This is a genomic window from Lysobacter xanthus (assembly GCF_047159895.1).
On the sequence record NZ_BAAGAB020000006.1, the window covers coordinates 47,235 to 70,381 of the forward strand.

Sequence of the window (23,147 nt, forward strand, 5' to 3'; positions counted from 1 at the left end):
CGCCGGGGTCGACGCCACCCCATCGGCGACCCTCGCGTCCTAATCGCAGCCGACTCCAGCGGCCGTGGCCCGCCGGGCGCACCGGCCGCGCGCGGTAGACTTTCCGCATGAGCTATCCCTACATTCGACCGCGGCGGATGCGCCGCGACGACTTCTCGCGCCGCCTCATGCGCGAGACGGTGCTGACCGCCAACGACCTGATCTACCCGGTCTTCGTGCACGAGCTCGCCGGCCGCGCGGCCGTGGGGTCGATGCCGGGCGTGGAGCGGGTGTCCGTCGACGAACTGCTGCGCATCGGCGAGCAGGCCAGCGAGCTGCGCGTGCCCGCCCTCGCGTTGTTCCCGGTCACCGCGCCCGAGGCCAAGTCGCTCGATGCGGCGGCGGCCTGGGATGACGAGGGCCTCGTGCAGCGCGCGGTGTTCGCGCTCAAGTCGCGCTTCCCCGACCTCGGCGTGATCACCGACGTCGCGCTCGATCCGTACACCTCGCACGGCCAGGACGGCCTGATCGACGAGAACGGCTACGTGCTCAACGACGAGACGGTCGACGCGCTCGTCAAGCAGGCGCTGAGCCATGCGCGCGCGGGTGCCGACATCGTCGCGCCCTCCGACATGATGGACGGTCGCATCGGCGAGATCCGCGCCGCGCTCGAGATGGACGACCACATCCATACGCGCATCCTCGCCTACAGCGCGAAGTACGCGAGTGCCTTCTACGGCCCGTTCCGCGATGCGGTCGGCAGTGCCGGCGCGCTGGGCAAGGCCGACAAGAAGACGTACCAGATGGATCCGGCGAATTCCGACGAGGCGCTGCGCGAGGTCTCGCTCGACCTCGCCGAGGGCGCCGACATGATCATGGTCAAGCCGGGCCTGCCCTACCTCGACATCGTGCGCCGGGTGAAGGACGAGTTCGGTGCGCCGACGTTCGTCTACCAGGTGAGCGGCGAGTACGCGATGCTCAAGGCGGCGTCGATGAACGGCTGGCTCGACGAGCGCAAGGTCGCGCTCGAGGCGCTCACCTCGATCAAGCGCGCGGGCGCGGACGGGGTGCTCACCTACTACGCGCTGGACGCCGCGCGCTGGCTGCGCGAGGACGCCTGATCCCTCCGGCGGCCGTGCGAAGCCGCCGTCTTCGATGCGCGGGGAACCGATCGTGACGAACGTGCTGCGCTACGCCGTGTTCGGGCATCCCGTCGCGCATTCGCGCTCGCCGGCGATCCACGCCGCGTTCGCTGCGCAGTGCGGCATCGCGCTCGACTACGCGCGCATCGACGCCGCACCGGACGCGTTCGCGCAGGCCGTCGCCCGCTTCGGCCACGACGGCGGGCGCGGCGCGAACGTCACGCTGCCGCACAAGGCCGCCGCGGCGGCGCTGTGCACGTCGCTGTCGCCGCGCGCGGCGCGCGCCGGGGCCGTGAACACACTGGTCCGGCTCGACGACGGCGATGCCTCGACGCCGCGCTGGCACGGCGACAACACCGACGGCGTCGGCCTCGTGCGCGACGTGCGCGAGCGCCACGACCTCGCGCTCGATGGCGCGCGCGTGTGGCTGATCGGTGCGGGCGGTGCCGCGGCGGGGGTCGCACCGGCACTGCTCGACGCGGGCGTCGCGCGGCTCGTCGTCGTCAACCGCGGCGCGGAGCGGCTCGCCCAACTCGTCGCGCGGCTCGACGACCCGCGCGTGCAGCCGCGCGCGTGGGGCGATGGCGTGGACGACGCCCCGGTGTTCGACCTCGTGATCAACAGCACGTCCGCCGCCCGCGACGCCGCGGACGTCGAGTGGCCGCTGCCGAGCAGTCTCGCGCCGCGATGGGCTGCGGTCGACCTCGGCTACGGCGCGTCCGCCCGGCCCTTCCTCGACGCTGCCGGATCACGCGGCGCGGCGGTCGGCATCGACGGGCTCGGCATGCTGGTCGAACAGGCGGCCGAGAGCTTCCGCCTCTGGCATGGCATCGCGCCGCACACCGATGACGTCTACGCGATGCTGCGCCGCGAGCTCGACGCCGGCTGACCGCGCTACCGGTAGATGCGGCCGCGCCAGCGCAGCCAGCCGTCGGGATGCGCACCGCGCGGATCGCGATGCGTCCAGTGCACGGTGCCGCCCTTCGGCGTCCAGACGTACTCCCCGCGGAACGCGACGGTGTCGCCCTCGGCGAGACCGTCGAGGCGTGGCGCGAGGTCGATGTTGTGCGCGACGAGCACGGTGCGGTCGTTCCCGACGCGCAGCAGGAAGCGCTGGTGCGCGCTGCCGTCGCGATCGTCGCGCAGCACGCGCGACACGACGCCCTCGCCTTCGACCGGCACGTCCTGCGCATGCCGTCGCATCGCCTCGTCGAGGCTCGCGTTCGACGCCACGGCCCGCGAAGGCACGTCGGCGCGCGGCGCGTCCTCGACCGACGGCGTGCAGCCGACCGCCAGGCCAAGCAGCGCCACGGCGGCCACGTAACGGATTCGGGAGACGGGTCGGCGTTGCATCGCCGGATCATCGCATTCCACCCCCCGATCCGGGACGGGGCAACGCGTTCACCCGGGACGAGGCACAATCCCCGTGCTGCACGAATCGTGCGAGCGGCGCTCTTCACGACAGGGACCCGGCCGATCGGCCGTCGCTGCGCCTTGCCCCGAGGAGATCCATGTCCGCCCGACCCGAACACCAGCGTCTTACCGACCCGCGCGATCGCGTGGTCGATATCGATCCGACCTGGCTCGACTTCGGGCCCGACGACCCGCTCGATGCCGCGCGCTGGATCAACGCCTGCGCCGCCTGCGGCGAGGCGCCCACCCTCGCCTTCGCCGACCTGCGCTGGCAGGTGCGCTGCGACTGCGGGGCCTGCGGCACGCCGGGCCAGCTCGCGGCGATCGCCGCGGTGAACTGGAACAAGGCGCCGCTGTCCCGGCATCCGCGGTACGACGCACTGCCGTTCTTCGCGCTCGACGGGCTGTCGATCCCGGCGGCGCGCGCGAAGCTCGTCTGCGTGCGCGAATACCTCGAGGAACAGAAGCGCCGCTGCGAGCGCCGCATCCAGGCGCGGGAGCCATTCGGCCACCGCTACTTCCAGCGCGTCCGCGCTTACCTGGCGTGGACGATCTACGCGCAGGGCCTCGTGCGCGAGGCGGAGGTGTCGACCCTGCGTGCGGTGGCCGCCGACCTCGACGGCGCCGCGCGCTGCTGAGCGGCGCTCAGCGCGTCCGGTCGAGGCGCATGCGGCCCGAGCGGAAATCGTCCGCCGCCTGCTGGTAGAACGCGATCGCCTCGGCGGCCAGCGCCGGATCGTCCGGCAATCGCGGCTGCGAGGCATCGCCGGCGAGCGACGGATGCAGCGCGACCGCATCGTGTCGCGGCGAGAGCTGCAGCAACTCGCCATCGCGCAGGTAGCCCAGCAGTTCGTAGGTGCCGATGAAGGCGCGCTGCGGCGGCGCCCGCATCACGTCCACGCCGTAGAAACGGCTCGTGTAGTCGAAGCCGAGCAGGCCCAGCAGCGTCGGCGCAATGTCGATCTGGCTCATCAGTCCGTCGAAGCGGCCGGGCGCGACGTGCTTCGGGGAATAGATCCACAGCGGGATGTGGTAGCGGAAGGCGGGCAGGTCCGCCTTGCCGGCGCTGCTCGCGCAGTGGTCGGCGGTGAACACGAAGACGGTGTCGTCGAACCACGCATGCGACTTCGCGCGTCGCAGGAAATCGGCGATCGCCCAGTCGGTGTACTGCACCGCACTCTCGCGCTGCTTCTGCGGCCACGGCCCGCGCCCCGCCGGGAACGTGTAGGGACGGTGGTTGGACGTCGTCATCAGGTGCGCGAAGAACGGCTTGCCCTGCGCATGCGCCCGGTCGAACGTGCCCATCGCCAGCGTGTAGAGGTCCTCGTCGGCGACGCCCCAGATGTTCTCGTGGTGGATCTGCGAGGACGGGATCTGCTCGCGGTCGTGCACGTCGTAGCCGTTCTGCCCGAAGAAATAGTCCATGTTGTCAAAGCGTCCGTAGCCGCCGTAGACGAAGCCGGAGGCATAGCCCTTCGCGTTGAAGACGCTCGCCAGGCTGAACAGGCGTTCGTTGTGGTCGCGCTTGACGATCGACTCGCCCGGCGTGGGCGGCACCGACAGCGACAGCGCCTCGAGCCCGCGCACGGTGCGGGTGCCGGTGGCGTAGAGCCGGGTGAACAGCAGGCTCTTCGACGTCAGTGCGTCGAGGTTCGGGGTCAGCGAGTCCGGACGCCCGTACGTGGCCGAGTACTCGGCGGACAGGCTCTCGACGCTCACCAGGACGACGTTGAGGCGACGCTCGGGGCGGCCCGCCCGGATGCGGCGGACGATGCCGTGGGGATGCAGGAACTCCGCGTCCGGCGTCGCGAGCGCGCCGCGCACGCGCGCCTCGGCCTGCGCATCGGGCAGCGTGCGGTAGAAGCGCCGGTAGTCGAGCTCGGCGGTCCGATAGGCGGCGAAGAACTCGTAGATGCCGTCGCCGGCGAGCTGGTCCGCGTAGCGGTTGCCGCTGCCGTCCTTGCGCTCGCTGGTGACGCCGTAGGTGGCCAGGGTGGCGAGCAGCGCCCATCCCACCACCACGCCCACCCGCACGCGTCCGGAGGCGCGCGCGCCGTGCATCCACCACAGCCGGCGCGTGCCCACGAACGTCGCGGCGCACACGGCGACCAGCCCGGTGAGGATCGCGCCCACCGGATACGACTGGCGGATGTTGCCCAGGACTTCCTGCGTGTAGACGAGGTAGTCCACCGCGATGAAGTTGAAGCGGCTCTGGAACTCCTCCCAGAAGGTCCACTCGGCGATCGCCACGAAACCCAGCGACAGCAGCGCGAGGAAGCAGGCGAGCCCGACCAGCCCGCGTCCGGTCCGCGTGTGCACGACGCGCTCGGGCAGCAGCGACGTGAGCAGCACCAGCGGGATCGCGAAGTAGACGTAGGTGACCAGGTCGAAGCCCAGACCCAGCACCAGCACGCGCGCCATCAGCAGCGGCGTATGCGGCAGGCCGGCGCCCGTCGCCGCCACCAGGGCGATGCGGGTGAGCATCGACAACGCGAGGAACACGACCAGCAGCCACACCAGGGGCCGGAAGCGGCCGGGAATCGGGATGCGCACAGACGGACCGGAGCGGGACGGGCCGCCAGCCTACCGCCTTCGCGAACGCGACGGGCTAGAGCCCGCCGGCGCGCTTGATCTCCAGGTACTTCTCGACCAGCGCGGTGGGCAAGGCGTCGGCCGTGACGTCGAGCACCACCACCCCGTGCCCGCGCAGCGCCTCGTGCGCGGCCGTGCGGCCCGCGAGGTACTGCGCGGTGGCGCCGGCCGTGAGCGCGTCGTCCAGGTCGCCGACGTCGGCCGCGAGCATCGCATCGAGCACGGACTCGCGCAGGCTTGCCACGCAGACGACGTGCCGGCGCCGCAACAGGCGCGCGGCCGCGAGCACGTCGTCCATATCCTCGTCGCGCAGGTTGGTCACCAGCATCACCAGCGCGCGCCGGCGCTGGCGGAGCGAGAGATCGGTCGCGGCGGCGAGGAAATCGGTGGCGACGGGCCGCGGCTGAAGCGCATAGCTGCCGCGCAGGAGGCGGTCGATCGCCGATGCGCCGCGCTGAGGCGGCACCCAGGCGGCAGCGCCGCCGTGCGCGAGCAGGCCGACGGCGTCGCCCTGCCGGAGTGCGAGCCAGGCGACCAGCAGCGCCGCATCCAGCACGTGGTCGAAGTGGCTCAACGTGGCCCCTGCGTTCGCAGGCGCCGCGTCGCGCGCGAGCATGCGGCGGCCGGTGTCGAGCATCAGTACGACCTGTTGGTTGCGCTCGTCCTGGTATTCCCGCGACACGAGCCGGCGCGTGCGCGCGGTGGCCTTCCAGTCGATCTGCCGCAGCGAATCGCCGACGCGGTATTCGCGCATCTGGTGGAAGTCGGTGCCTTCGCCGCGACGCCTCCGCAGGTGCGCGCCCACCAGCCGCGACGCCTGTTCGGCGCTGAACGTGGCGAAGCGCGCGAGCGGCGCGAAATCGGGATACACGCGCACGCGCCGCGGCGCGCCGACCACGACGTCGCGGTCGAGCAGTCGCCACGGCGAGAGGACGCGCAGCTGCGTGCCGGCGAACTCGACGTCGCCGCGCCCATCGGGGGTCACGTGGTAGTCGACGCGCGTCTCGACGCCGGGCCGCAGTGCGAGCCGGCGCGGCAGGCCGTGCATCGACCACGCGCCCGGATGCAGGTCGAAGACGTCGAGCCGCAGCCGCGCGGGCACCTCGTCGACGACGAGCGTCACCGGCCGCTCGACGCCGACCGCCCACGTCTCCGGAATGTCGCGGCGCACCGACGGCAGCGGCAGGCGCAGCAGGCGCGCGCCATCGATGACCGCGACGAGCGCGACGAGGCCACCGGCGGCGAACCAGGCCGTGGGCTCGATGCGACCCGCGAGCAGCGCGAGGCCGACGACCGCCCACGCGCCCAGCACCGCCAGCAACGCGGGCGCGGGTCGGGGCCAGCCGCCGCGGGCGCGCAGGCGCGTCACCGGCGCGGCGCGTCCACGCGGGCGAGCAGCGCCTTCAGCACGGTGTCGGTGGACTGGCCTTCGAGCTGCAGTTCCGGCGCGAGCGCGATGCGATGGCGCAGCGCGGGCAGCGCGACCTCGCGCACGTCGTCGGGCGTCACGAAGTCGCGCCCGGCGAGCACCGCCTGCGCACGCGCGCAGCGCACCAGCGCGATCGAACCGCGCGGACCGGCGCCGAGCGCGATGCCGGCCCAGTCACGCGTGCTCGCGGCGATGCGCACGGCGTAGTCGACGATCTGGTCGTCGACGTGCAGCGCGGCGGTGGCGGCCTGCATCGCGACGATGTCGCCGGGACCCAGCACGCGCGGCACGCGCGAGAGGTCGAACGTGCTCGCGGCGCCGCGGCTCACATCCGCCACCATGCGCACCTCGTCCTCGCGCGAGGGATAGCCGATCAGCACCTTGAGCAGGAAGCGGTCGAGCTGCGCCTCGGGCAACGGATACGTGCCCTCGTGCTCGAGCGGGTTCTGCGTCGCCAGCGTCATGAACGGCGGCGGCAGCGCGAAACTCTGGCCTTCGATCGTGACCTGGCGCTCGGCCATCGCCTCGAGCAGCGCGGCCTGCGTCTTCGCCGGCGCGCGATTGATCTCGTCGGCGAGCAGAAGGTTGGTGAACACCGGGCCGCGGCGGATCGAGAACGTCTCGGTCTTCGGGTCCCACACGGCGTGGCCGCTGATGTCGCTCGGCATCAGGTCCGGGGTGAACTGCACGCGTGCGTGGGCGCAGTCGAGCGCCTGTGCGAGCGCGCGCACGAGCAGCGTCTTGCCGAGGCCGGGCACGCCCTCGATCAGCACGTGGCCGCCGGCGAGCAGCGCGAGCAGGATCTGCTCGAGCACGTCGGGCTGGCCGACGAAGGCGCCGGACACGGCCTCGCGCAGGCGCGCGGCGGCATGCGCGAGGCTCTTGCCGGTGAGCGGCGCGGGTGGAGGAGGCGGAGCGTCGGTCATAGCCGGTTTCCCATGCGGACGAGGGTGGCGATGCGCGCGACGAGGGCCTTCGCATCGCGCGGGTCGGGGGAGGTGAGGGCGTCGCGGATCGACGCGGCGGGCAGCCCGAGGCGTTCGACGAGCCGCACCAGCTGCGGCTCGCCGTCGAGCGCGGCGGTTTCGGGATCGCGGCGGCGCAGGCGGGCGAGAAAGGCCTCGCGCAGCGCGGCATGCAGGCGATCGGCTTCGCCGAAGCGCCAGTGCAGGCGCCCGCTCGCGGCGACGTGCTCGAGCAGCGACCGGCGCTCGGGCACCGGCGAGGGCAGCAGCGGCCCGAAGCGCCGCATGCGCGAGGCGAGCGCGCCGGCGAGCAGCAACGCGAGCGGCGCCCACACGGGCCAGCCGCGCGTGACCAGCGTTCGCCACAGCGAGGGCAGCGCATCGGCGTGGACGAGGTGCACGCGGCCGTGCGGAGCGTCGGTGGCGAACAGTTGCGCCGCGAGCGCGCGCGACCCGACGCGCTCGAGCGCGTCGGTCGTCACGAAATCGAGCGAGGCGAGCACGTCCATGCGCCCGGCGCCGACGCGCACGCGCGCGACGACCTCGCCTTCGTCGTCGCCGATGCGAACGATGGCGCCGGCGGGCGCGTGGAAGCGCCGGCCGTTGCAGGGCAGCGCGGGAAGGTCGGTCGAGCGCACGCAGCGGGTCCGCAGCACGCGTTCGACGCGCACCCCGACGGCGTCGAACAGCGGCACCGGCAGCGTGCTGCCATGCGCGGGATCGAAGACGTCGCCGACCGGATCCGGCGGAGGCACCGCGACGATCAGGTGGCCGCCGCGCCGCAGCCAGTCGAGCAGCGCGGTGCGCGTGGCGGCATCGAGCGTGCGCGGGTCGCCGTCGAACAGCAGGGTGTCGTCCGGTGCGAGCGTCGTCGCGCGCGGATCGATGCGACGCGCGGTGGTGACGCGACGTCCCTGCGATTCCAGCACAAGCTTCAGCGCGAACAGCGGATCGGTCGCCGCCGCGCCGGTGCGCGGCAGGTCCACCCAGCGCTCGACGCGGTGGTACGTGCGCAACCACCACGTCGCGATCCCCGCGATGACCAGCGCAATGACGGCGACGAGCGCGATCCACCCGCGAGCCCTCATGCGCGCCACCCGAACTGCAGTGCCGCGGTGTCGAGCACGTCGTCGAAATCGGAGGCGGCGGGCAGGCGCTTGGCCCAGGCGGCGTACTGCCACTGGCGCACGACGGCCGCGAACGCGCGGCGCGGTTCGTCGGGCAGCGCCTGCGCGGCGCGCAGGCACTGGGCCTCGGTCGCGCCGGGCGGCAGCACGCGGCCGGTGGCGGCGAGCATCGCCTCGACCGAGGCGCGATACACCAGCGCGAGCGCCTCGCGGCCCTGCCCCGCGGCCCACAGGCGTCGCGCCGCGGCCACGATGTCGTCGGGCAGCGGGACCTCGACCGGCAGGCTGCGTTCGCTCGCGTCGGACGGCGCGCGCGGCGGCGGCATCGACAGCCCGCGCAGCCACGGCCACCAGCGTCGCGCGGTCACCGCCAGCAGCAGCACCACGACCCCGGCGATCGCCCACAGGCCGAACTTGCCGACCAGGCCGGCCGCCGCGGCGACGGCCTCGAGCCATTTCGGCGCGTCGCCCGGCTTCCGGTCCGGCTTGGGATCGCGCGGCTCCCAGGCCGTCACGCGACGCTTCGGATGCAGCTGCGGCCCGGCGAAGGCGCGGCCCGCGGCCCGTTCGAACGCGGCGGGATCGCGGTATTCGGGGCCGAAGCCCGCGGGGATGCGGTCGCCCGACGCCGGCGCGGCCGGCGCGGACTGTGCGATCGGCGCGATCGCGAGCACGGCGAGCACGAGCGCGGCACCGGCGGCCGCCTGCAGCCGCGCACGCAGGCGACGGAAGACGAGCTCGATGTCCCAGCCTTCGATCTCGGTACGGCGATTGAGGTAGAGCCCGAAGCCCGTGCCCACGTAGAACGGCTCGAGCAGGCTCGTGGCGATCCACAGCACCGCGTTCTCCGCGACCTGCAGCCACGCCGGCGCGTCGCGCACCGCGCGCCACAGCGATTCGAGCGAAGCCTTGATGTATTCGTCGGGCACGAAGAGCACGAGCAGCGCGACCAGCCCGAGCACGAGGGCCGATTCGAACGCCGCGAAGACCGCGAAGCACAGCGAGGCGATGCCGTAGGCCGGCCCGCCGAGCACGCGTCGCCGCGCGCGCGCCTGCGCCGCACCGGCGCCTTCCAGCATGTCCACCGGCATCAGCAGCGAACGCGCGGGGCTCAGGCGTCGCCACAGCAGTTGCGCGGCCAGCGCCCGGCCGCTGCGCGCGAAGGCGCCGCGCAGCGTCGTGCGGGTGTCGGGCATGTCGCCGAACACCGCACGCGACAGCACGAACAGCGGCAGGCGGTCGAACAGCGGCTTGAGCCACCACATCAGCAGCATCGCGACGATCGGCATGCCCGCCAGCACGCCGACCGCGTTCGCGACGACAAAGGCGGGCAGCGTCACCGCGCACCACGGACGCCACACCGCGCCCGCATGCCGGCGCACCAGCGCGGTGCCGAGCTCGACGGCCTCCCACGACGACCGCGGGCGCAGGGCGACGGTGACGGCGTCGAGCCTCATGCGGCGTCGCCGTCCACCGGCAGGCCGCGGCCGCCGCGCAGCAGCCACGTGCCCACCGCGAGCCACAGCAGCGCGGCGACGCCGAACTTCACCGACGCGGGCAAGGCGGCCACCGACGACCAGAACGCCTCGATGAACGCCGCGACCACCAGCATCACGAACACGCCGGCGCACAGCAGCGCGCCGCGCCGACCGCCTTCGGCGAGTGCGTCGATCCGCCGCCGCTGGCCGGGTGCGAGCAGGCGCAGGCCGATCTGCAGGCCGGCGCCACCGGAGATGACGATCGCGGTGAGTTCGAACGCCGCATGCCCGCAGACGAAGCGCCAGAACGGATCGCCGTGCCCGACCGCCTGCAGGTGCCCGGCGACGCCGCCGATGATCAGGCCGTTGGCCACCAGCACCACCACCGCGCCGACCGCCGCGAGCGCGCCGCTCGCGAACGCGCGGAAGGCGATGGAGATGTTGTTGAAGATGTAGTGGCCGAACATCGCGACATCGGTGCCGGCCTCGCGGCCGAGCGCGCGCGTCGCGTCCGCCGGGTCGTACATGCGTTCGAACTGCGCGAGCTGGTCCGGATCGAACAGCGCCGACGAAAGCTCCGGCCGCTGCAGGATCGCGGCGAAGACGATCGCCATCGGCAGGTACAGCAGCACCGCGGCGCCGAGCATGCAGCGCCACTCCTCGCGCACGAGGCGCGGGAAGCCCGCGGCGAGGAAGATCGCGACGCGGCGCCACTGCGGCGCCGGCGCGCGGTAGAGCACGGCATGTCCGCGCCGCGCCAGCGCCTGCAGGCGGGCGGTGACCGGCGGGCTGTAGCCGCGCCGCAGCGCGAGGGCGAGGTGCTGGGTGATGCGGCGGTAGCGGGCGGGCGCCTCGGCATCGTCGAACGCGGCGGTGGACCGCTCGCGCCGCGCGCGGCGTGGATCCTCGCCGCGCGTGTCGAGCCAGCGCTCGAAGTCCGCCCACTCGGTCCCGTGCCGCGCGACGAACGCGTCCTGCCTCATGCGCGGCGTCCCAGCAGCCAGCCGGCGACCGCGTACAGGCGCGTGGCCGCCTGCGCGCCCTGCGCGGCCACCAGCGGCGCGGCGATGCCGGCGAGCTCGTCGCGGCGCGCGTCCGACAGTCGCGGCGCGCGTTCGGCGAAGGCGATCACCGCGGCCTGTTCGTCGGGACGCAGCGCGAGCGCGGGCGGCTGCGGCGGCACGACGGGCGCGAGGTCCGTCCCCGTCGCTTCCGTGTCGTGGATCACCTGCGTCCGCGCCACCATGTCGCCGAGCCGGCGCGCGGCCGGGTCGGCGAGGCAGGCGAGCAGGCCGGCGGCATAGCCGAACGGCAGCATGTCGACCACGCGCAGCAGGTTGCGGGTGAACGAAGCGCGCCAGCCCACGGGCGCGCCGTCGGCGGCGACGACGCGCAGGCCGAGCGCGCGCTTGCCGGGCGTGCGCCCGTTCCACAGCACCTCGAAGGCGACCGGATAGAACCAGTACATCGCGAAGGCGAGCACGGCCATCGCGCCCGAGCCCGCGGCGCCGAACAGGCCGAGCACGATCGACGCGGCGACGGCGATCATCAGCCGCAGCGCGACGTCGATCACCCAGGCGCAGGCGCGCGGCACCGGGCCCGCGACGGGCAGGTGCAGCGCCACGCCTTCGGGCGTCACGACTTCGAGGTAGGTGTCGAGCGGCATGCGGTCCCTGCGGTGCGACGGTGGGACGCACGGCGCCCGCCCCCCGACTCTACCCGTGGCTCATCCGGCGAGGTAGCGGTCCTTCAGGCGCACGTAGTGCTGCGCCGAGTAGTACAGCGCCTCCACCTCGGCGTCGCTCAGCACGCGCACCTTCTTCGCGGGGTTGCCGAGCCACAGCTCGCGCTCGCCCACCACCTTGCCCGGCGGCACGACCGCACCGGCGCCGACGAAGCCGTGCTTCCGCACGATCGCGCCGTCGAGCACGATCGCACCCATGCCGATCAGCACCGCGTCCTCGATCGTGCAGGCGTGCACGATCGCCTTGTGGCCAATGGTGACGTCGCTGCCGATGCGCGTGGCGAAGCCGCCGAGCTTGGCGTGCGGGCCGTCGTGGCTGACGTGCACGACCGTTCCGTCCTGGAGGTTCGTGCGGTCGCCGATGCGGATGAAGTTCACGTCGCCGCGGATCACCGTCCCCGGCCAGACCGAGACGTCCTCGCCGAGCACGACGTCGCCGATGACGGTGGCCGCCTCGTCGACATAGGCGCGCGCGCCCAGGACCGGGAGATGTTCGAGATAGGGTCGGATCGCCATGCGCGGATTGTAGGCTGTGCCCTCCGACGTCCGGCCCGCCCGCATGACCCCGACGACGCCCGACCTGAACGACACGCTGGGCCACCTGCGGGCGGCCTGGCAGTCCCATCGCCCCGACGTCGCCCAGCGACGCGCCGACCTCGAGCGCCTTCGCACCGTCTTCCGCGCGCGGCAGGCGGCGATGGACGCCGCGATCCGCGCGGACTTCGGCCATCGCTCGCCGCACGAGAACCTGATCGCCGAGACGCTGATCGTGCTCGCCGAGATCGACCACGCGCTCGCGCACCTGCGCCGCTGGTCGCGCCCGCGACGCGCGGCGGTGGGCTGGCGGCTGTGGCCGGCACGGGCGAGGGTGCGGCCGATGCCGGTCGGCGTCGTCGGCATCATCTCGCCGTGGAACTACCCGGTGAACCTCGCGCTGGTGCCGCTGGTGAGCGCGATCGCCGCGGGCAACCACGTCTTCCTGAAGCCGTCGGAGCACACGCCGCGCACCAGCGAGTGGCTGCGCGACGTGCTCGCCGAGGTGTTCCCGGCCGATCGCGTCGCGGTCGCGCTCGGCGGGGCCGAGGTCGGCGCCGCGTTCGCGTCGCTGCCGTTCGACCACCTGCTGTTCACCGGCTCCACCGCGGCGGGGCGCAAGGTGATGGCCGCGGCCGCGCCGAACCTCACGCCGGTCACGCTGGAGCTCGGCGGCAAGGCGCCGGCGATCGTCTGCCCCGACTACGAACTCGACACGGCGGCGGCGCGCATCGCGACGGGCAAGTGGTTCAACGCCGGCCAGACCTGCATCGGCGTCGACTACGCGCTGGTCGACCGCGCGCGGCGGGACGCCTTCGTCGGGGCGATGCTCGCCCAGCTGCATGCGCGCTACGGCGAGATCGCGGGCAACCCCGACTACACGCGGATCATCAACGACGCGCAGTACGCGCGGCTGTCGGGCTATGTCGCGGAAGCGCGCGCGGCCGGCGCCACCGTCATCGCGCCGTTCGGCGAGGGCAATCCGGCCACGCGCCTGCTGCCGCCGATGCTCGTCGTCGATCCGCCGCCGAACCTGCGCCTGATGCAGGAGGAGATCTTCGGGCCGATCCTGCCGGTGCTCGGCTACGACGGGCTCGACGACGCCGTCGCGCGCATCGCCGCGCTGGAGCGGCCGCTCGCGATGTACCCCTTCAGCCATGCCGCGGCCAACGTGGCGCGGCTCGTCGACGGCACGCTCGCCGGCGGCGTCACCATCAACGACACGCTCCTGCACTTCGGCGCGCAGGGCCTGCCGTTCGGCGGCATCGGCCCGAGCGGCATGGGCGCGATCCACGGGCAGACCGGCTTCGATGCCTTCAGCAAGATGCTGCCGGTCTTCGAGCAGCGACGATTCGCCGTCACCGACCTGCTGCGGCCGCCCTATGCGCGGCTCGACCGCGTGATCCGCTGGCTCGCGCGCTGAATCAGGCGAAGGCTCGGAACGCCTCGGCCGTGCGCGCGACGCCGTCGTCGTCGACGTCGAGATGCATGACGAGGCGGATCGTCGGCAGGTAGCCGGTCGAGATCACGACGCCGTGCGTCGCGAGGTGCGCCTTGAGCGTCGCCTGCCGCTCCACCGGCAGGTCGACGAAGACCATGTTGGTGTGCGCGACCGCGGGCAGGCCGAGCGCGGCCAGCTGCGTCGCAAGCTGCGCCGCACGGCGATGATCGTCGGCCAGGCGCTCGACGTGGTGGTCGAGCGCATGCAGCGCCGCCGCGGCGAGCAGGCCCGCCTGGCGCATGCCGCCGCCGCAGACCTTGCGCCAGCGCTTCGCGCGCTCGACGAAGTCGCGCGGGCCCGCCAGCACCGAGCCCACCGGCGCGCCGAGCCCCTTGGACAGGCAGACCGAGACGCTGTCGAAGTGCCGCGCGATCTCGCCCGCGGGCACGCCGAGCGCGACCGCCGCGTTGTACAGGCGCGCGCCGTCGAGGTGCAGCGCGAGGCCGTGGTGGTCGCAGAGCTCGCGTGCGTCGCGCAGGTAGGCCATCGGCAGCACGCGGCCGTGCCAGGTGTTTTCCAGCGCCAGCAGGCGCGTTCGCGCGAAGTGCGGATCGACGGGCTTGATCGCGCGCTCCACCGCATCGAGCGGCAGCGTGCCGTCCACGGCGTGCGGGATCGGCTGCGGCTGGATGGAACCGAGCACCGCGGCGCCACCCCCCTCGAACTTGTACGTGTGCGCGTCCATGCCGACGAGGTATTCGTCGCCGCGGCCGCAGTGCGCCATCAGGCCGACCAGGTTGGCCTGCGTGCCGGTCGGCGTGAACAGCGCGGTCTCGAAGCCGAGATCGGACGCGACGCGGGCCTGCAGCGCGTTGACGGTCGGATCCTCGCCGTAGACGTCGTCGCCGACCTCCGCGCGCAGCATGGCCTCGCGCATCGCGGCGGTGGGACGGGTGACAGTGTCGCTGCGCAGGTCGATCGGGGTCATGGCGTCGGCTTCGGAGGCGAACCACGATGATGCCCTGCGGCTAGACTTCGCCGATGAAGATCGCCAGCTGGAACGTCAACTCCCTGAACGTGCGGCTGCCGCACCTCGAGCAGTGGCTCGCCGCCGCCCGCCCCGACGTGGTGGCGCTGCAGGAGACCAAGCTCGAGGACGCCCGCTTCCCCGACACCGAGATCGCGGCGATGGGCTATCGCAGCGTCTTCGCCGGCCAGAAGACCTACAACGGCGTAGCGATCCTCGCGCGCATGGACGCCCCCGGCGGCGGCGTGCTCGACGACGTGCAGGCGGGGATTCCGGGCTTCGAGGACGAGCAGAAGCGCGTGCTCGCGGCGACGGTGAACGGCGTGCGCATCGTCGACGTGTACGTGGTGAACGGGCAGTCGGTCGGCAGCGACAAGTACGACTACAAGATGCGCTGGCTCGACGCACTGCACCGCTGGCTGGGATCGGAGCTGCAGCGGCATCCGCGCCTGGTGCTGCTCGGCGACTTCAACATCGCGCCGGACGAGCGCGATGTGCACGATCCCGCGTACTGGAACGAGGATCGCATCCTCACCTCGCGCGCCGAACGCGATGCGCTCGACCGCCTGTTCGCGCTCGGCCTGCACGACGCCTTCCGCGCGCTCAATCCCGACGAGCGCATGTTCAGCTGGTGGGACTACCGCCAGTTCGCGTTCCGGCGAAACCTCGGGCTGCGCATCGACCTCACGCTGGTGTCCGAAGCGCTGCGCGCGGAATGCGTCGCGGCCGGCGTCGACAAGGAACCGCGCAAATGGGAACGGCCGAGCGACCATGCACCGGCCTGGGTGGAGCTTGCCGGCGGCTGAAAAGAAAAAAGCCCGGGAATCCCGGGCCTTTTTCCACCGAAGCGACGCTAGCGATTAACGCACGCGACCGCGACGGAACATGTTGACGATGGCGAGCAGGACGACGGCGCCCAGCAGCGACATCAGCAGGCCCGACAGCGAGAAATCGCCGTTGTTGATGGAGCCGCCATCGCCCATCAGCATGCCGCCGAGCCAACCGCCCAGGAACGCACCGACGATACCGACGACGATGTTCATGAGCGCGCCCTGCTGGCCGTCGGTCTTCATGATCATGGAAGCGACCCAACCGATGATGCCGCCGACGATCAGCCAAATGATGAAACCCATGGTGTTCTCCTTTCCAGTCAGAGGGTGAATTCAGAACCCCTGCGTTTGGGGGCGAGTCCAGTCTCCAAAGCCGGTCGTGACGGCCGCGTGTGAATACAGCCGCTGGCCGGCTCCGTTCATCCGGAATTTGTGGGCGCGTCGTGAAGCACGCGCCGGCGTGTCATCCCTGCAACAGCGCGAGCACGCGGTCGCGCGGCAGCTTGCCCGTTTCGTTGCGCGGCAATGATGCGACGCAGCGAAGCCGTCGCGGCACGAACACCGGATCCATCTGCAGGCGCAGCGCGCGCAGGATCGTTTCGACGTCGAGCGTGGGCGCCACCGCGAGCGCGGCGATGCGGCGCACGCCGTTCGCGTCGGCGTCGAGTTGCACGACCACGCCGTCCTGCACGCCGGGCACCGCGAGCAGTCGACGCGTGAGATCGCCGAGCGAGGCGCGCTTGCCCGCGATCTCGAGCAGGTCGGCATTGCGTCCGCACAGGCGGAACGCGCCATCGGGCAGCAGCTCGACGAGGTCGGCGAGCGCGACGGGCACGGGCAGGTGCGGCGCATCGACGAGCGTGCCGTCGGGCTGCGGCGACAGGCGCACGCCGGGCAGCAATGTCCAGGCCTCGTCGGTGGCGGTGCGGCGGCGCGCGAAGATGCACGTCTCGGTGGAGCCGAACAGCTCGCGCACCTCGCAGCCGAACGCGGCCTCGGCCGCCTGCGCGAGTTCGCGCGGCAGCGGCGCCGTCGCGGAAACGATGCCCGCGAGCGCGGGCATGGGGAACGCGGGATCGTCGCCATGCGCCTGCACGAGCGCGCGCAGGTGCACCGGCGTGGTGACCAGCACGGGCGGGCGCGGGCAGTCGGCCGCGGCGCGCGCGACGTCGTGCGGGAAGAACGGGCGGGCGGAATGCACCGCGACGTCGCCGAGCAACGGCAGCATCACCGACGTCTCCATGCCGTACATGTGCTGCGGCGGTACGGTCGCGACCAGCGGCGTGGTCGCACCCTCGTCCAGCAGGCCGGTCATCGCGGCGAGGTTCTGCGCGGTGCTCACCTGGAACGCGCCGAGCGTCTTCGGGTTCGGTTTCGGCTGGCCCGTGCTGCCCGAGGTGTAGCCGACCAGCAGCACCGCGTCGGGATCGATCGCGAGCGGGGCGCCGTCGAGTTCGCCGAGCACCGCGGGCAGGCGCCAGTAGGCCGGCGGGGCCGGGTCGAGCGCGGCGTCGCCCAGGCAGGTCGCGTCCGGGTGTTCGTGGCGCAGCGCATCGATGACGGCCGGCGCGCGCGAGGTGGGCAGCAGCGTCACCTGCCCGCGCAGCGCTGCGGCGCACAGGGCGACGATGAAGCGGTAGCGGTCGTCGCACAGGTTCACCACGTGGGTCGCCGGCGGCAGCGCCGCGGCGAGCGCGCGCACGTGGCGCTCGAAGCGCGACCGGCAGACCGGGCCATCGACGTCGTAGGCGACGGTGCGCCCGGCGGCGCCGGCCACCAGCGGGGCCGTGCGCAGGTCTTCCGACCGATCCGTTCCGATGACCGCCGACATGTGTCCGACCTGACGCTTCCCGGCGGGTACTTTACGCTGCCGCCCTCCCCCGGTCAGCCGCGAGGCCCCGTTGCGCCAGCGTTTCGCCTTCGGCCCCGTCCATGTGGTGGTGCTGCCGCATCCGGCGGGCACGGCCGCCGTCGACCTCGTTCGCGCGGAGCTGGCAGGCGCGCTCGACCGGCCGGCCGAGGCCCTGCGTTTCGTCCTGGAGGCGCATGGCCGGCCCCGGCTGGAGCTGCCGGGCCTCGACTGCAACTGGAGCCACAGCGGCGACCGCCTGGCGATCGCCTGGGGGGCCGGGGTGCGCGTCGGGATCGACATCGAGCGGCCCCGGCCGCGCCCGCGCGCCGTGGAGCTGGCCCGCCGCTACTTCACCACCGCCGAGGCCGATGCGCTGGCGGCGCTGCCCGCCGGCGACCGCGAGACGGGCTTCCTGCGGCTGTGGTGCGCGAAGGAGGCGGTGCTCAAGGCCCACGGACGCGGCCTCGCCTTCGGGCTCGACCGGCTGCGCTTCGACGGCATCGGACCGGCGCCACGGCTGGTCGAGGCCGATGCGGAGCTCGGCGCAGTCGACGGCTGGACGCTCGAGCCACTGGCGATCGAGGGGCTGGTCGGGACCGTCGCCTGGCGGGCGGCCTGACGTCGATCGCGGGACGGCTTCGTCAGCCCGAGCGGCCGACGACGACCAGGTGCCGCTCGGCGTCGAGCCCCGGCACGCGCAACGGATGGGTGTCGCGCAGGGCCCAGCCCGGCGGCAGTTGCGCGAGTTCGTCGGCCGGGTGCACGCCCTTCATCGCGAGCAGCACGCCGTCCGGGCCGAGCAGGTGCCCGCCGAGGTCGAGGATCAGCGGGATCGTGGCCAGCGCGCGGGCGGTGATCGCGGTATAGGCGCCCGGCTCGTCGAGGGCCTCGATGCGTGACTCGGCGACGCGGACGTCCGCCAGCCCCAGGTCGCGGATCGCCTGCCGCATGAAGCGCGCCTTCTTGCCGGCGCTCTCGACCAGCGTCACCCGCAGGCCCGGTTTCACGATCGCCAGCGGGATCCCGGGCAGGCCGGCGCCGGTGCCGAGGTCGGCGAGCGCGCCGCCGGACGCGACCAGCCCGTCGACGTACGGATGCATCGCGAGCGAATCGAGCAGGTGCTTGGTGACCATCTCGCGCGGGTCGCGGATCGCGGTGAGGTTGTACGTCGCGTTCCAGCGCACCAGCAGCGCGAGGTAGGCGAGCAGCCGCTCGCCATGGGCCGGGTCCAGCCCGAGTGCGGCGAGGCCGGCGTCGAGCATCGGACGAAGGTCGGGGGGCAGGTCGTTCGCCATCGCGACAGTATGACCGGCGGCCGGGACCGCGATCCGGGGCCGCATGGACCGGGCCCGGGGCGGGTATCCTTGCCGATCCGGACCTGCCCCCGTTCGCCCGTCGCTGCCGGCGCCGGCGGCCTGCCCGACTCCGCCATCCCAGCCACCGTCAGGGGAACGAGGCCAATGGCCCGCATCATCGCGATCGCCAACCAGAAGGGCGGCGTCGGCAAGACGACCACGGCCGTGAACCTCGCGGCCGGGCTCGCCCGTTCGCCGCAGAAGGTGCTGCTGGTCGACCTCGACCCGCAGGGCAACGCGACGATGGGCTCGGGCGTGGACAAGCGCGCGATCGAGGCGTCGATCACCGAGGTGCTGCTGGGCGAGGCCGATGCGAAGAGCGCGATCGTGCGCACCGCCGAGGACTTCGACCTGCTGCCCGGCAACATCGACCTCACCGCCGCCGAGATCCAGCTGATGGACCGCGACGCGCGCGAGCACCAGTTGCGCCACGCCCTCGAACCGCTGCGCGCCGATTACGACTTCATCCTCATCGACTGCCCGCCGGCGCTGTCGCTGCTGACGCTCAATGCGCTCACCGCCGCCGATTCGGTGATCGTGCCGATGCAGTGCGAGTACTACGCGCTCGAAGGCATCAGCGCGCTGGTCGACACGATCGAGGCCATCCGGGGCCGGCTCAATCCGAACCTGGAGATCGAAGGCGTGCTGCGCACCATGTTCGACGTGCGCAACAACCTCGCCAATGCGGTGTCGGCCGAGCTCATCACCCATTTCGGCGACAAGGTCTTCCGCACCATCGTGCCGCGCAACGTGCGGCTGGCCGAGGCGCCCAGCCATGGGCAGTCGATCGTCGGCTATGACCGAGCGAGCCGCGGCGGCGTGGCCTACCTCGGCCTCGCCGGTGAAGTGGTGCGTCGGACCCGGGAACGCGAACAGGCGGCCAGGAAGCAGGCGAAGGAGGCCGCGGCATGAGCACGGCGAAGAAGCGCGGCCTGGGTCGCGGGCTGGAAGCGCTGCTCGGCCCGAAGGCCGCCGCCGAAGCGCCGCAGATCGTCGAGGCCCAGCCCGGCGACACGCTGCGGCACCTGCCCGTCGACGCACTGGTCGCCGGCAAGTACCAGCCGCGCCGGCACTGGGACGAGGCGAAGCTCGACGAGCTCGCCGAATCGATCAAGGCGCAGGGCGTCATCCAGCCGATCGTGGTGCGCGAGATCCGCGACCACGGCGGCAAGACGTACGAGATCATCGCCGGCGAACGCCGCTGGCGCGCGTCCAAGCGCGCCGGGCTTGCCGAGATCCCGGTGGTGGTGCGCGAAGTCGACGACCGCACGGTCGTCGCGATGGCGCTCATCGAGAACATCCAGCGCGAGGACCTCAATCCGCTGGAAGAGGCGCAGGCGCTGCAGCGCCTGATCGACGAGTTCGACCTCACGCATGCCCAGGCCGCCGAAGCCGTGGGCCGTTCGCGCGCCGCGGTGTCGAACCTGCTGCGCCTGCTCGAATTACCCGCGGAGATCCGCGTGCTGGTGGAGACGCGCGCAATCGAGATGGGCCATGCGCGCGCGCTGCTTCCGCTGCAGCCGCAGGCCGCCATCGCGCTCGCGAAGCAGGCCGCCGAGCTAGGCTGGTCGGTGCGCGAGGTCGAGCATCGCGTGCAGCAGCTGATGGCCGGCCAGGTGCCGGGCGCGGCGGCGAAGGCGCGCGCGGCGAAGGCCAAGCCGCAGGCCGACATCGTCGCCCTCGAACGCGAGCTCGCCGAGACGCTGGGCACCAAGGTGTCGGTGCTCAACGGCCGCGGCAACAAGGGCCGCCTCGTCATCCATTACAGCGACCTCGAATCGCTCGACGGCGTGCTCGAGCGCCTGCGCGGGCGCGCGGCGGACTGACCGCGGGCCCCGCCGGGCCCGCGCCGGAACTATCGGCGACAATGCCGCTCCAACGGGCCATGCCCGGCCGCATGGACGTGGCGAACCCCTGAACGAGAGTCCCATGACGCCTGCCCTGCCGTTGTCCGTCGTCGTTCCCGTCTACAACGAGGAAGGCAACGTCGCCCCGCTCGTGCGCGAGATCGTGGCGGCGCTGCGCGGCGTGACGGACTTCGAGATCGTCTACGTCGACGACTGCTCGAAGGACGGCACGGTCGCCGCGCTACAGGCGTTGAAAGCCGAGGCGCCGGAGCTGCGCATCGTGCGCCACCTGCGCAACAGCGGGCAGAGCACGGCGACGCGCAATGGCGTCCGGGCCGCGCGCGGCGCCTGGATCGCGACGCTCGACGGCGACGGCCAGAACGACCCGGCCGACATCCCGAAGCTGCTCGCCAAGCGCGATGCCGCGCCGGCGAACGTGAAGCTTTTCGCCGGCTGGCGCGTGGACCGCAAGGACACCGGCAGCAAGCGCTGGGCGTCGAAGATCGCCAATGCGATCCGCTCGCGCATGCTGCGCGATTCGACCCCCGACACCGGTTGCGGCATCAAGCTGTTCGAGCGCGAGGCCTTCCTCGATCTGCCCTATTTCGACCACATGCACCGCTACCTGCCCGCGCTGATGCAGCGTGCCGGCTGGCAGACGGTGAGCGTGCCGGTGAACCATCGGCCGCGCGGTACCGGCGTGTCGAAGTACAACAACCTCAACCGCGCACTCGTCGGCATCGCCGACCTGCGCGGTGTCTCGTGGCTGATCAAGCGCTCGCGCATCACCGGCGTCGAGGAAGCCTGAGCATGGTCGGCGACGTGATGAATTCGCCGATCCCGTGGCTGGCGTGGACCGGCCTGCATGCCTCGCCGTGGAAGGTGATCGGCCTGGTCGGCGCGGCGATGTTCGGCGGGCGCTGGCTGGTGCAGTTCGTCGCGAGCAAGCGCGCGGGCAAGCCGGTGATCCCGCGGGTGTTCTGGTACATGAGCGTGGTCGGCTCGCTGATGACCCTCAGCTACTTCCTGTTCTCGCAGAAGCAGGATTCGGTCGGCGTCATCCAGAACCTGTTCCCGGCGTTCACCGCCGTCTACTCGCTGTACCTCGACATCCGCCATCGCGGCTGGAACCGGGATCGCGCGACGCATTGATGCCGTCGCGCGTGCGGCGGCCGCCGGACGGCGCGGTGTCAGTCGAAGTGCTCGATGTGCGCCAGCGCCGGCATGACCGTCCAGGCGTGCTGGCGCGCCATGTAGACCTCGACGTTCGGGGCCGGCAGGTCGGTGCCGGCGAATGCGCCGGCGGCGACCACGACGAGGCCCGGGTCGCGCTCCATCGTCCACCACACCGTGCTGCCGCATCGCGCGCAGAACCGGAAATCCGCCGAGCGCCCACTGTCGCCGGCCTGCCGGTAGCGCGCGGCCTCGCCGGTGGCGGTTACGGCGGCGTCCGGAAACCGCACCTGCCAGCCGAAGGGCGCGCCGGTGCGCCGCTGGCAGGCGTGGCAATGGCAGATCGAGACGCGCGGGAGGGGTTCGCCCCGGCAGGCGAGGCCCAGCTGGCCGCAGCTGCAGCGGGCGTGGCGGATGACGTCGGCGTCCATGGCGGGTCGTCGGCGGTTCGCCGCAGCGTACCCGGCCCGGGGCACCGCGCCCTCGGCCACGGCCGCCCGCCTGCCCAGGCATCCGTCCAGGCGACGCCGGCAGTCCCGGCGCGACGCCGCCGGGCGCCCGTCCGCCAGGCGGGCCTCGCCTAAGTGCTTGCCCGGCAAGGAATCGGCCGCCATAATGCGCGGCTCGCTGCGTCCACCCGGCCTTCACGGCCGCGGGGCGTCCACCGGAAAGCGCGTTTTCCGGCACCTGCGACCGCCCGCTTCCGCGGGTCCCGCCCGTATCGCGTGATGCACCGGATGTCCGGCGCGTCGGGGCCGCCGCCTCCCTGGCCAAGGGAAGCTCAATACCTTTCGAGGTGCGTATGTCCAAGGTATGCCAGGTCACCGGCAAGCGTACGGTGTCGGGGAACAACGTTTCCCACGCCAACAACAAGACCAAGCGTCGCTTCATGCCGAACCTCCACGAGCGCCGCTTCTGGGTCGCTTCGGAGAATCGCTGGATCAAGCTGCGTATTTCCGCCAATGCCCTGCGCACCATCGACAAGAACGGCATCGACGCCGTGCTCGCCGATCTTCGCGCCCGCGGCGAAAAGATCTGAGGAGTAGACGACGATGGCTTCCAAGCGCGACAAGATCCGCCTGATTTCCTCCGCCGGCACCGGTCATTTCTACACGACCGACAAGAACAAGAAGAACACGCCCGGCAAGATGGAAATCAAGAAGTACGATCCGGTGGTGCGCAAGCACGTGCCGTACAAGGAAGGCAAGATCAAGTAAGC

General features: G+C 72.4%; 26 protein-coding genes. 12 read left to right on the top strand and 14 right to left on the bottom strand.

What is annotated here, in order from left to right:
* Window positions 1-107: 107 nt before the first annotated feature.
* Complete coding sequence (gene hemB / locus ACY35P_RS03715) at window positions 108-1,100, top strand: porphobilinogen synthase (protein ID WP_462114485.1); 993 nt, start codon at window positions 108-110, stop codon at window positions 1,098-1,100.
* 61 nt (window positions 1,101-1,161) lie between these two features.
* The gene (gene aroE / locus ACY35P_RS03720; RefSeq protein ID WP_462114529.1) at window positions 1,162-2,010 is read left to right on the top strand and encodes a shikimate dehydrogenase; all 849 of its coding nucleotides are present in this window, start codon (window positions 1,162-1,164) and stop codon (window positions 2,008-2,010) included.
* A 5-nt stretch (window positions 2,011-2,015) separates the two neighbouring features.
* On the opposite strand, the gene ACY35P_RS03725 is transcribed toward aroE, so the two are convergent.
* Window positions 2,016-2,474, bottom strand: coding sequence for a DUF3465 domain-containing protein (locus tag ACY35P_RS03725; RefSeq protein ID WP_462114486.1), 459 nt, complete (start codon window positions 2,472-2,474; stop codon window positions 2,016-2,018).
* Window positions 2,475-2,632: 158 nt separating this feature from the next.
* Here ACY35P_RS03725 and ACY35P_RS03730 point away from each other — a divergent pair, with 158 nt between their 5' ends.
* Window positions 2,633-3,172 carry a hypothetical protein gene (locus tag ACY35P_RS03730; RefSeq protein WP_462114487.1) on the top strand — a complete coding sequence of 180 codons (540 nt, stop codon included), beginning with the start codon at window positions 2,633-2,635 and terminating at the stop codon, window positions 3,170-3,172.
* Between the two features lie 7 nt (window positions 3,173-3,179).
* On the opposite strand, the gene ACY35P_RS03735 is transcribed toward ACY35P_RS03730, so the two are convergent.
* The 8 genes from ACY35P_RS03735 to ACY35P_RS03770 are packed head-to-tail and all read right to left on the bottom strand — an operon-like array spanning window position 3,180 to window position 12,385.
* Window positions 3,180-5,087, bottom strand: a complete 1,908-nt coding sequence (locus tag ACY35P_RS03735) for an LTA synthase family protein (RefSeq protein WP_462114488.1) — start codon at window positions 5,085-5,087, stop codon at window positions 3,180-3,182.
* 55 nt (window positions 5,088-5,142) lie between these two features.
* A complete protein-coding gene (locus tag ACY35P_RS03740; protein ID WP_462114489.1) occupies window positions 5,143-6,495 on the bottom strand; it encodes a DUF58 domain-containing protein in 1,353 nt (450 codons plus the stop codon).
* On the bottom strand, window positions 6,492-7,481 hold the full coding sequence (locus tag ACY35P_RS03745; protein ID WP_462114490.1) for an AAA family ATPase: 990 nt from the start codon (window positions 7,479-7,481) through the stop codon (window positions 6,492-6,494). The genes ACY35P_RS03740 and ACY35P_RS03745 overlap by 4 nt, the downstream gene beginning before the upstream one ends.
* Window positions 7,478-8,608 carry a DUF4350 domain-containing protein gene (locus ACY35P_RS03750; RefSeq protein WP_462114491.1) on the bottom strand — a complete coding sequence of 377 codons (1,131 nt, stop codon included), beginning with the start codon at window positions 8,606-8,608 and terminating at the stop codon, window positions 7,478-7,480. Before ACY35P_RS03750 ends, ACY35P_RS03745 begins: the two co-directional genes overlap by 4 nt.
* On the bottom strand, window positions 8,605-10,104 hold the full coding sequence (locus ACY35P_RS03755) for a DUF4129 domain-containing protein (protein WP_462114492.1): 1,500 nt from the start codon (window positions 10,102-10,104) through the stop codon (window positions 8,605-8,607). The genes ACY35P_RS03750 and ACY35P_RS03755 overlap by 4 nt, the downstream gene beginning before the upstream one ends.
* Window positions 10,101-11,108 (bottom strand): stage II sporulation protein M, encoded by a 1,008-nt coding sequence (locus ACY35P_RS03760; protein WP_462114493.1) that lies wholly within the window; start codon window positions 11,106-11,108, stop codon window positions 10,101-10,103. The genes ACY35P_RS03755 and ACY35P_RS03760 overlap by 4 nt, the downstream gene beginning before the upstream one ends.
* Window positions 11,105-11,791: an RDD family protein gene (locus ACY35P_RS03765; RefSeq protein WP_462114494.1), complete on the bottom strand. Its 687-nt coding sequence runs from the start codon at window positions 11,789-11,791 to the stop codon at window positions 11,105-11,107. Before ACY35P_RS03765 ends, ACY35P_RS03760 begins: the two co-directional genes overlap by 4 nt.
* A gap of 60 nt (window positions 11,792-11,851) precedes the next feature.
* Window positions 11,852-12,385 (bottom strand): gamma carbonic anhydrase family protein, encoded by a 534-nt coding sequence (locus ACY35P_RS03770; RefSeq protein WP_462114495.1) that lies wholly within the window; start codon window positions 12,383-12,385, stop codon window positions 11,852-11,854.
* A gap of 43 nt (window positions 12,386-12,428) precedes the next feature.
* On the opposite strand from ACY35P_RS03770, the gene ACY35P_RS03775 reads away from it, so the two are divergent.
* On the top strand, window positions 12,429-13,826 hold the full coding sequence (locus tag ACY35P_RS03775) for a coniferyl aldehyde dehydrogenase (RefSeq protein WP_462114496.1): 1,398 nt from the start codon (window positions 12,429-12,431) through the stop codon (window positions 13,824-13,826).
* A gap of 1 nt (window position 13,827) precedes the next feature.
* On the opposite strand, the gene ltaE is transcribed toward ACY35P_RS03775, so the two are convergent.
* Window positions 13,828-14,832, bottom strand: a complete 1,005-nt coding sequence (ltaE, locus tag ACY35P_RS03780) for a low-specificity L-threonine aldolase (RefSeq protein WP_462114497.1) — start codon at window positions 14,830-14,832, stop codon at window positions 13,828-13,830.
* Window positions 14,833-14,885: 53 nt separating this feature from the next.
* On the opposite strand from ltaE, the gene xth reads away from it, so the two are divergent.
* Window positions 14,886-15,677 (top strand): exodeoxyribonuclease III, encoded by a 792-nt coding sequence (xth, locus tag ACY35P_RS03785; protein ID WP_462114498.1) that lies wholly within the window; start codon window positions 14,886-14,888, stop codon window positions 15,675-15,677.
* Between the two features lie 54 nt (window positions 15,678-15,731).
* Here xth and ACY35P_RS03790 read toward each other — a convergent pair whose 3' ends face one another.
* The gene (locus ACY35P_RS03790) at window positions 15,732-16,004 is read right to left on the bottom strand and encodes a GlsB/YeaQ/YmgE family stress response membrane protein (RefSeq protein WP_462114499.1); all 273 of its coding nucleotides are present in this window, start codon (window positions 16,002-16,004) and stop codon (window positions 15,732-15,734) included.
* A 160-nt stretch (window positions 16,005-16,164) separates the two neighbouring features.
* Window positions 16,165-17,532 carry an AMP-binding protein gene (locus tag ACY35P_RS03795; protein ID WP_462114500.1) on the bottom strand — a complete coding sequence of 456 codons (1,368 nt, stop codon included), beginning with the start codon at window positions 17,530-17,532 and terminating at the stop codon, window positions 16,165-16,167.
* Between the two features lie 70 nt (window positions 17,533-17,602).
* On the opposite strand from ACY35P_RS03795, the gene ACY35P_RS03800 reads away from it, so the two are divergent.
* Entirely contained in the window at window positions 17,603-18,172 is a 570-nt protein-coding gene (locus ACY35P_RS03800; RefSeq protein ID WP_462114502.1) for a 4'-phosphopantetheinyl transferase family protein, read from the top strand.
* A gap of 22 nt (window positions 18,173-18,194) precedes the next feature.
* Here ACY35P_RS03800 and rsmG read toward each other — a convergent pair whose 3' ends face one another.
* Window positions 18,195-18,848 carry a 16S rRNA (guanine(527)-N(7))-methyltransferase RsmG gene (gene rsmG, locus ACY35P_RS03805; RefSeq protein ID WP_462114503.1) on the bottom strand — a complete coding sequence of 218 codons (654 nt, stop codon included), beginning with the start codon at window positions 18,846-18,848 and terminating at the stop codon, window positions 18,195-18,197.
* 165 nt (window positions 18,849-19,013) lie between these two features.
* Between rsmG and ACY35P_RS03810 the strand changes: the two genes are divergently transcribed.
* The 4 genes from ACY35P_RS03810 to ACY35P_RS03825 all read left to right on the top strand — a co-directional run bounded on the left by ACY35P_RS03810 (window position 19,014) and on the right by ACY35P_RS03825 (window position 21,907).
* Window positions 19,014-19,820 carry a ParA family protein gene (locus ACY35P_RS03810; RefSeq protein ID WP_462114504.1) on the top strand — a complete coding sequence of 269 codons (807 nt, stop codon included), beginning with the start codon at window positions 19,014-19,016 and terminating at the stop codon, window positions 19,818-19,820.
* Window positions 19,817-20,734 carry a ParB/RepB/Spo0J family partition protein gene (locus ACY35P_RS03815; RefSeq protein ID WP_462114505.1) on the top strand — a complete coding sequence of 306 codons (918 nt, stop codon included), beginning with the start codon at window positions 19,817-19,819 and terminating at the stop codon, window positions 20,732-20,734. Before ACY35P_RS03810 ends, ACY35P_RS03815 begins: the two co-directional genes overlap by 4 nt.
* A 103-nt stretch (window positions 20,735-20,837) precedes the next feature.
* Complete coding sequence (locus tag ACY35P_RS03820) at window positions 20,838-21,563, top strand: glycosyltransferase family 2 protein (protein WP_462114506.1); 726 nt, start codon at window positions 20,838-20,840, stop codon at window positions 21,561-21,563.
* 2 nt (window positions 21,564-21,565) lie between these two features.
* The gene (locus ACY35P_RS03825; RefSeq protein ID WP_462114507.1) at window positions 21,566-21,907 is read left to right on the top strand and encodes a lipid-A-disaccharide synthase N-terminal domain-containing protein; all 342 of its coding nucleotides are present in this window, start codon (window positions 21,566-21,568) and stop codon (window positions 21,905-21,907) included.
* 38 nt (window positions 21,908-21,945) lie between these two features.
* Here ACY35P_RS03825 and ACY35P_RS03830 read toward each other — a convergent pair whose 3' ends face one another.
* Window positions 21,946-22,359: a GFA family protein gene (locus ACY35P_RS03830; RefSeq protein WP_462114508.1), complete on the bottom strand. Its 414-nt coding sequence runs from the start codon at window positions 22,357-22,359 to the stop codon at window positions 21,946-21,948.
* A gap of 371 nt (window positions 22,360-22,730) precedes the next feature.
* On the opposite strand from ACY35P_RS03830, the gene rpmB reads away from it, so the two are divergent.
* Window positions 22,731-22,967 carry a 50S ribosomal protein L28 gene (rpmB, locus tag ACY35P_RS03835; protein WP_027082327.1) on the top strand — a complete coding sequence of 79 codons (237 nt, stop codon included), beginning with the start codon at window positions 22,731-22,733 and terminating at the stop codon, window positions 22,965-22,967.
* Window positions 22,968-22,980: 13 nt separating this feature from the next.
* The gene (gene rpmG, locus ACY35P_RS03840) at window positions 22,981-23,145 is read left to right on the top strand and encodes a 50S ribosomal protein L33 (RefSeq protein WP_036137644.1); all 165 of its coding nucleotides are present in this window, start codon (window positions 22,981-22,983) and stop codon (window positions 23,143-23,145) included.
* Window positions 23,146-23,147: the final 2 nt, after the last annotated feature.

Coding starts and splice junctions, on each gene's coding strand:
- hemB (WP_462114485.1), top strand. CDS start 108: ATGAGCTATCCCTACATTCGACCGCGGCGGATGCGCCGCGACGACTTC.
- ACY35P_RS03725 (WP_462114486.1), bottom strand. CDS start 2,474: ATGCAACGCCGACCCGTCTCCCGAATCCGTTACGTGGCCGCCGTGGCG.
- ACY35P_RS03730 (WP_462114487.1), top strand. CDS start 2,633: ATGTCCGCCCGACCCGAACACCAGCGTCTTACCGACCCGCGCGATCGC.
- ACY35P_RS03745 (WP_462114490.1), bottom strand. CDS start 7,481: ATGACCGACGCTCCGCCTCCTCCACCCGCGCCGCTCACCGGCAAGAGC.
- ACY35P_RS03750 (WP_462114491.1), bottom strand. CDS start 8,608: ATGAGGGCTCGCGGGTGGATCGCGCTCGTCGCCGTCATTGCGCTGGTC.
- ACY35P_RS03755 (WP_462114492.1), bottom strand. CDS start 10,104: ATGAGGCTCGACGCCGTCACCGTCGCCCTGCGCCCGCGGTCGTCGTGG.
- ACY35P_RS03760 (WP_462114493.1), bottom strand. CDS start 11,108: ATGAGGCAGGACGCGTTCGTCGCGCGGCACGGGACCGAGTGGGCGGAC.
- ACY35P_RS03765 (WP_462114494.1), bottom strand. CDS start 11,791: ATGCCGCTCGACACCTACCTCGAAGTCGTGACGCCCGAAGGCGTGGCG.
- ACY35P_RS03770 (WP_462114495.1), bottom strand. CDS start 12,385: ATGGCGATCCGACCCTATCTCGAACATCTCCCGGTCCTGGGCGCGCGC.
- ACY35P_RS03775 (WP_462114496.1), top strand. CDS start 12,429: ATGACCCCGACGACGCCCGACCTGAACGACACGCTGGGCCACCTGCGG.
- ltaE (WP_462114497.1), bottom strand. CDS start 14,832: ATGACCCCGATCGACCTGCGCAGCGACACTGTCACCCGTCCCACCGCC.
- xth (WP_462114498.1), top strand. CDS start 14,886: ATGAAGATCGCCAGCTGGAACGTCAACTCCCTGAACGTGCGGCTGCCG.
- ACY35P_RS03790 (WP_462114499.1), bottom strand. CDS start 16,004: ATGGGTTTCATCATTTGGCTGATCGTCGGCGGCATCATCGGTTGGGTC.
- ACY35P_RS03795 (WP_462114500.1), bottom strand. CDS start 17,532: ATGTCGGCGGTCATCGGAACGGATCGGTCGGAAGACCTGCGCACGGCC.
- rsmG (WP_462114503.1), bottom strand. CDS start 18,848: ATGGCGAACGACCTGCCCCCCGACCTTCGTCCGATGCTCGACGCCGGC.
- ACY35P_RS03810 (WP_462114504.1), top strand. CDS start 19,014: ATGGCCCGCATCATCGCGATCGCCAACCAGAAGGGCGGCGTCGGCAAG.
- ACY35P_RS03815 (WP_462114505.1), top strand. CDS start 19,817: ATGAGCACGGCGAAGAAGCGCGGCCTGGGTCGCGGGCTGGAAGCGCTG.
- ACY35P_RS03820 (WP_462114506.1), top strand. CDS start 20,838: ATGACGCCTGCCCTGCCGTTGTCCGTCGTCGTTCCCGTCTACAACGAG.
- ACY35P_RS03825 (WP_462114507.1), top strand. CDS start 21,566: ATGGTCGGCGACGTGATGAATTCGCCGATCCCGTGGCTGGCGTGGACC.
- ACY35P_RS03830 (WP_462114508.1), bottom strand. CDS start 22,359: ATGGACGCCGACGTCATCCGCCACGCCCGCTGCAGCTGCGGCCAGCTG.
- rpmB (WP_027082327.1), top strand. CDS start 22,731: ATGTCCAAGGTATGCCAGGTCACCGGCAAGCGTACGGTGTCGGGGAAC.
- rpmG (WP_036137644.1), top strand. CDS start 22,981: ATGGCTTCCAAGCGCGACAAGATCCGCCTGATTTCCTCCGCCGGCACC.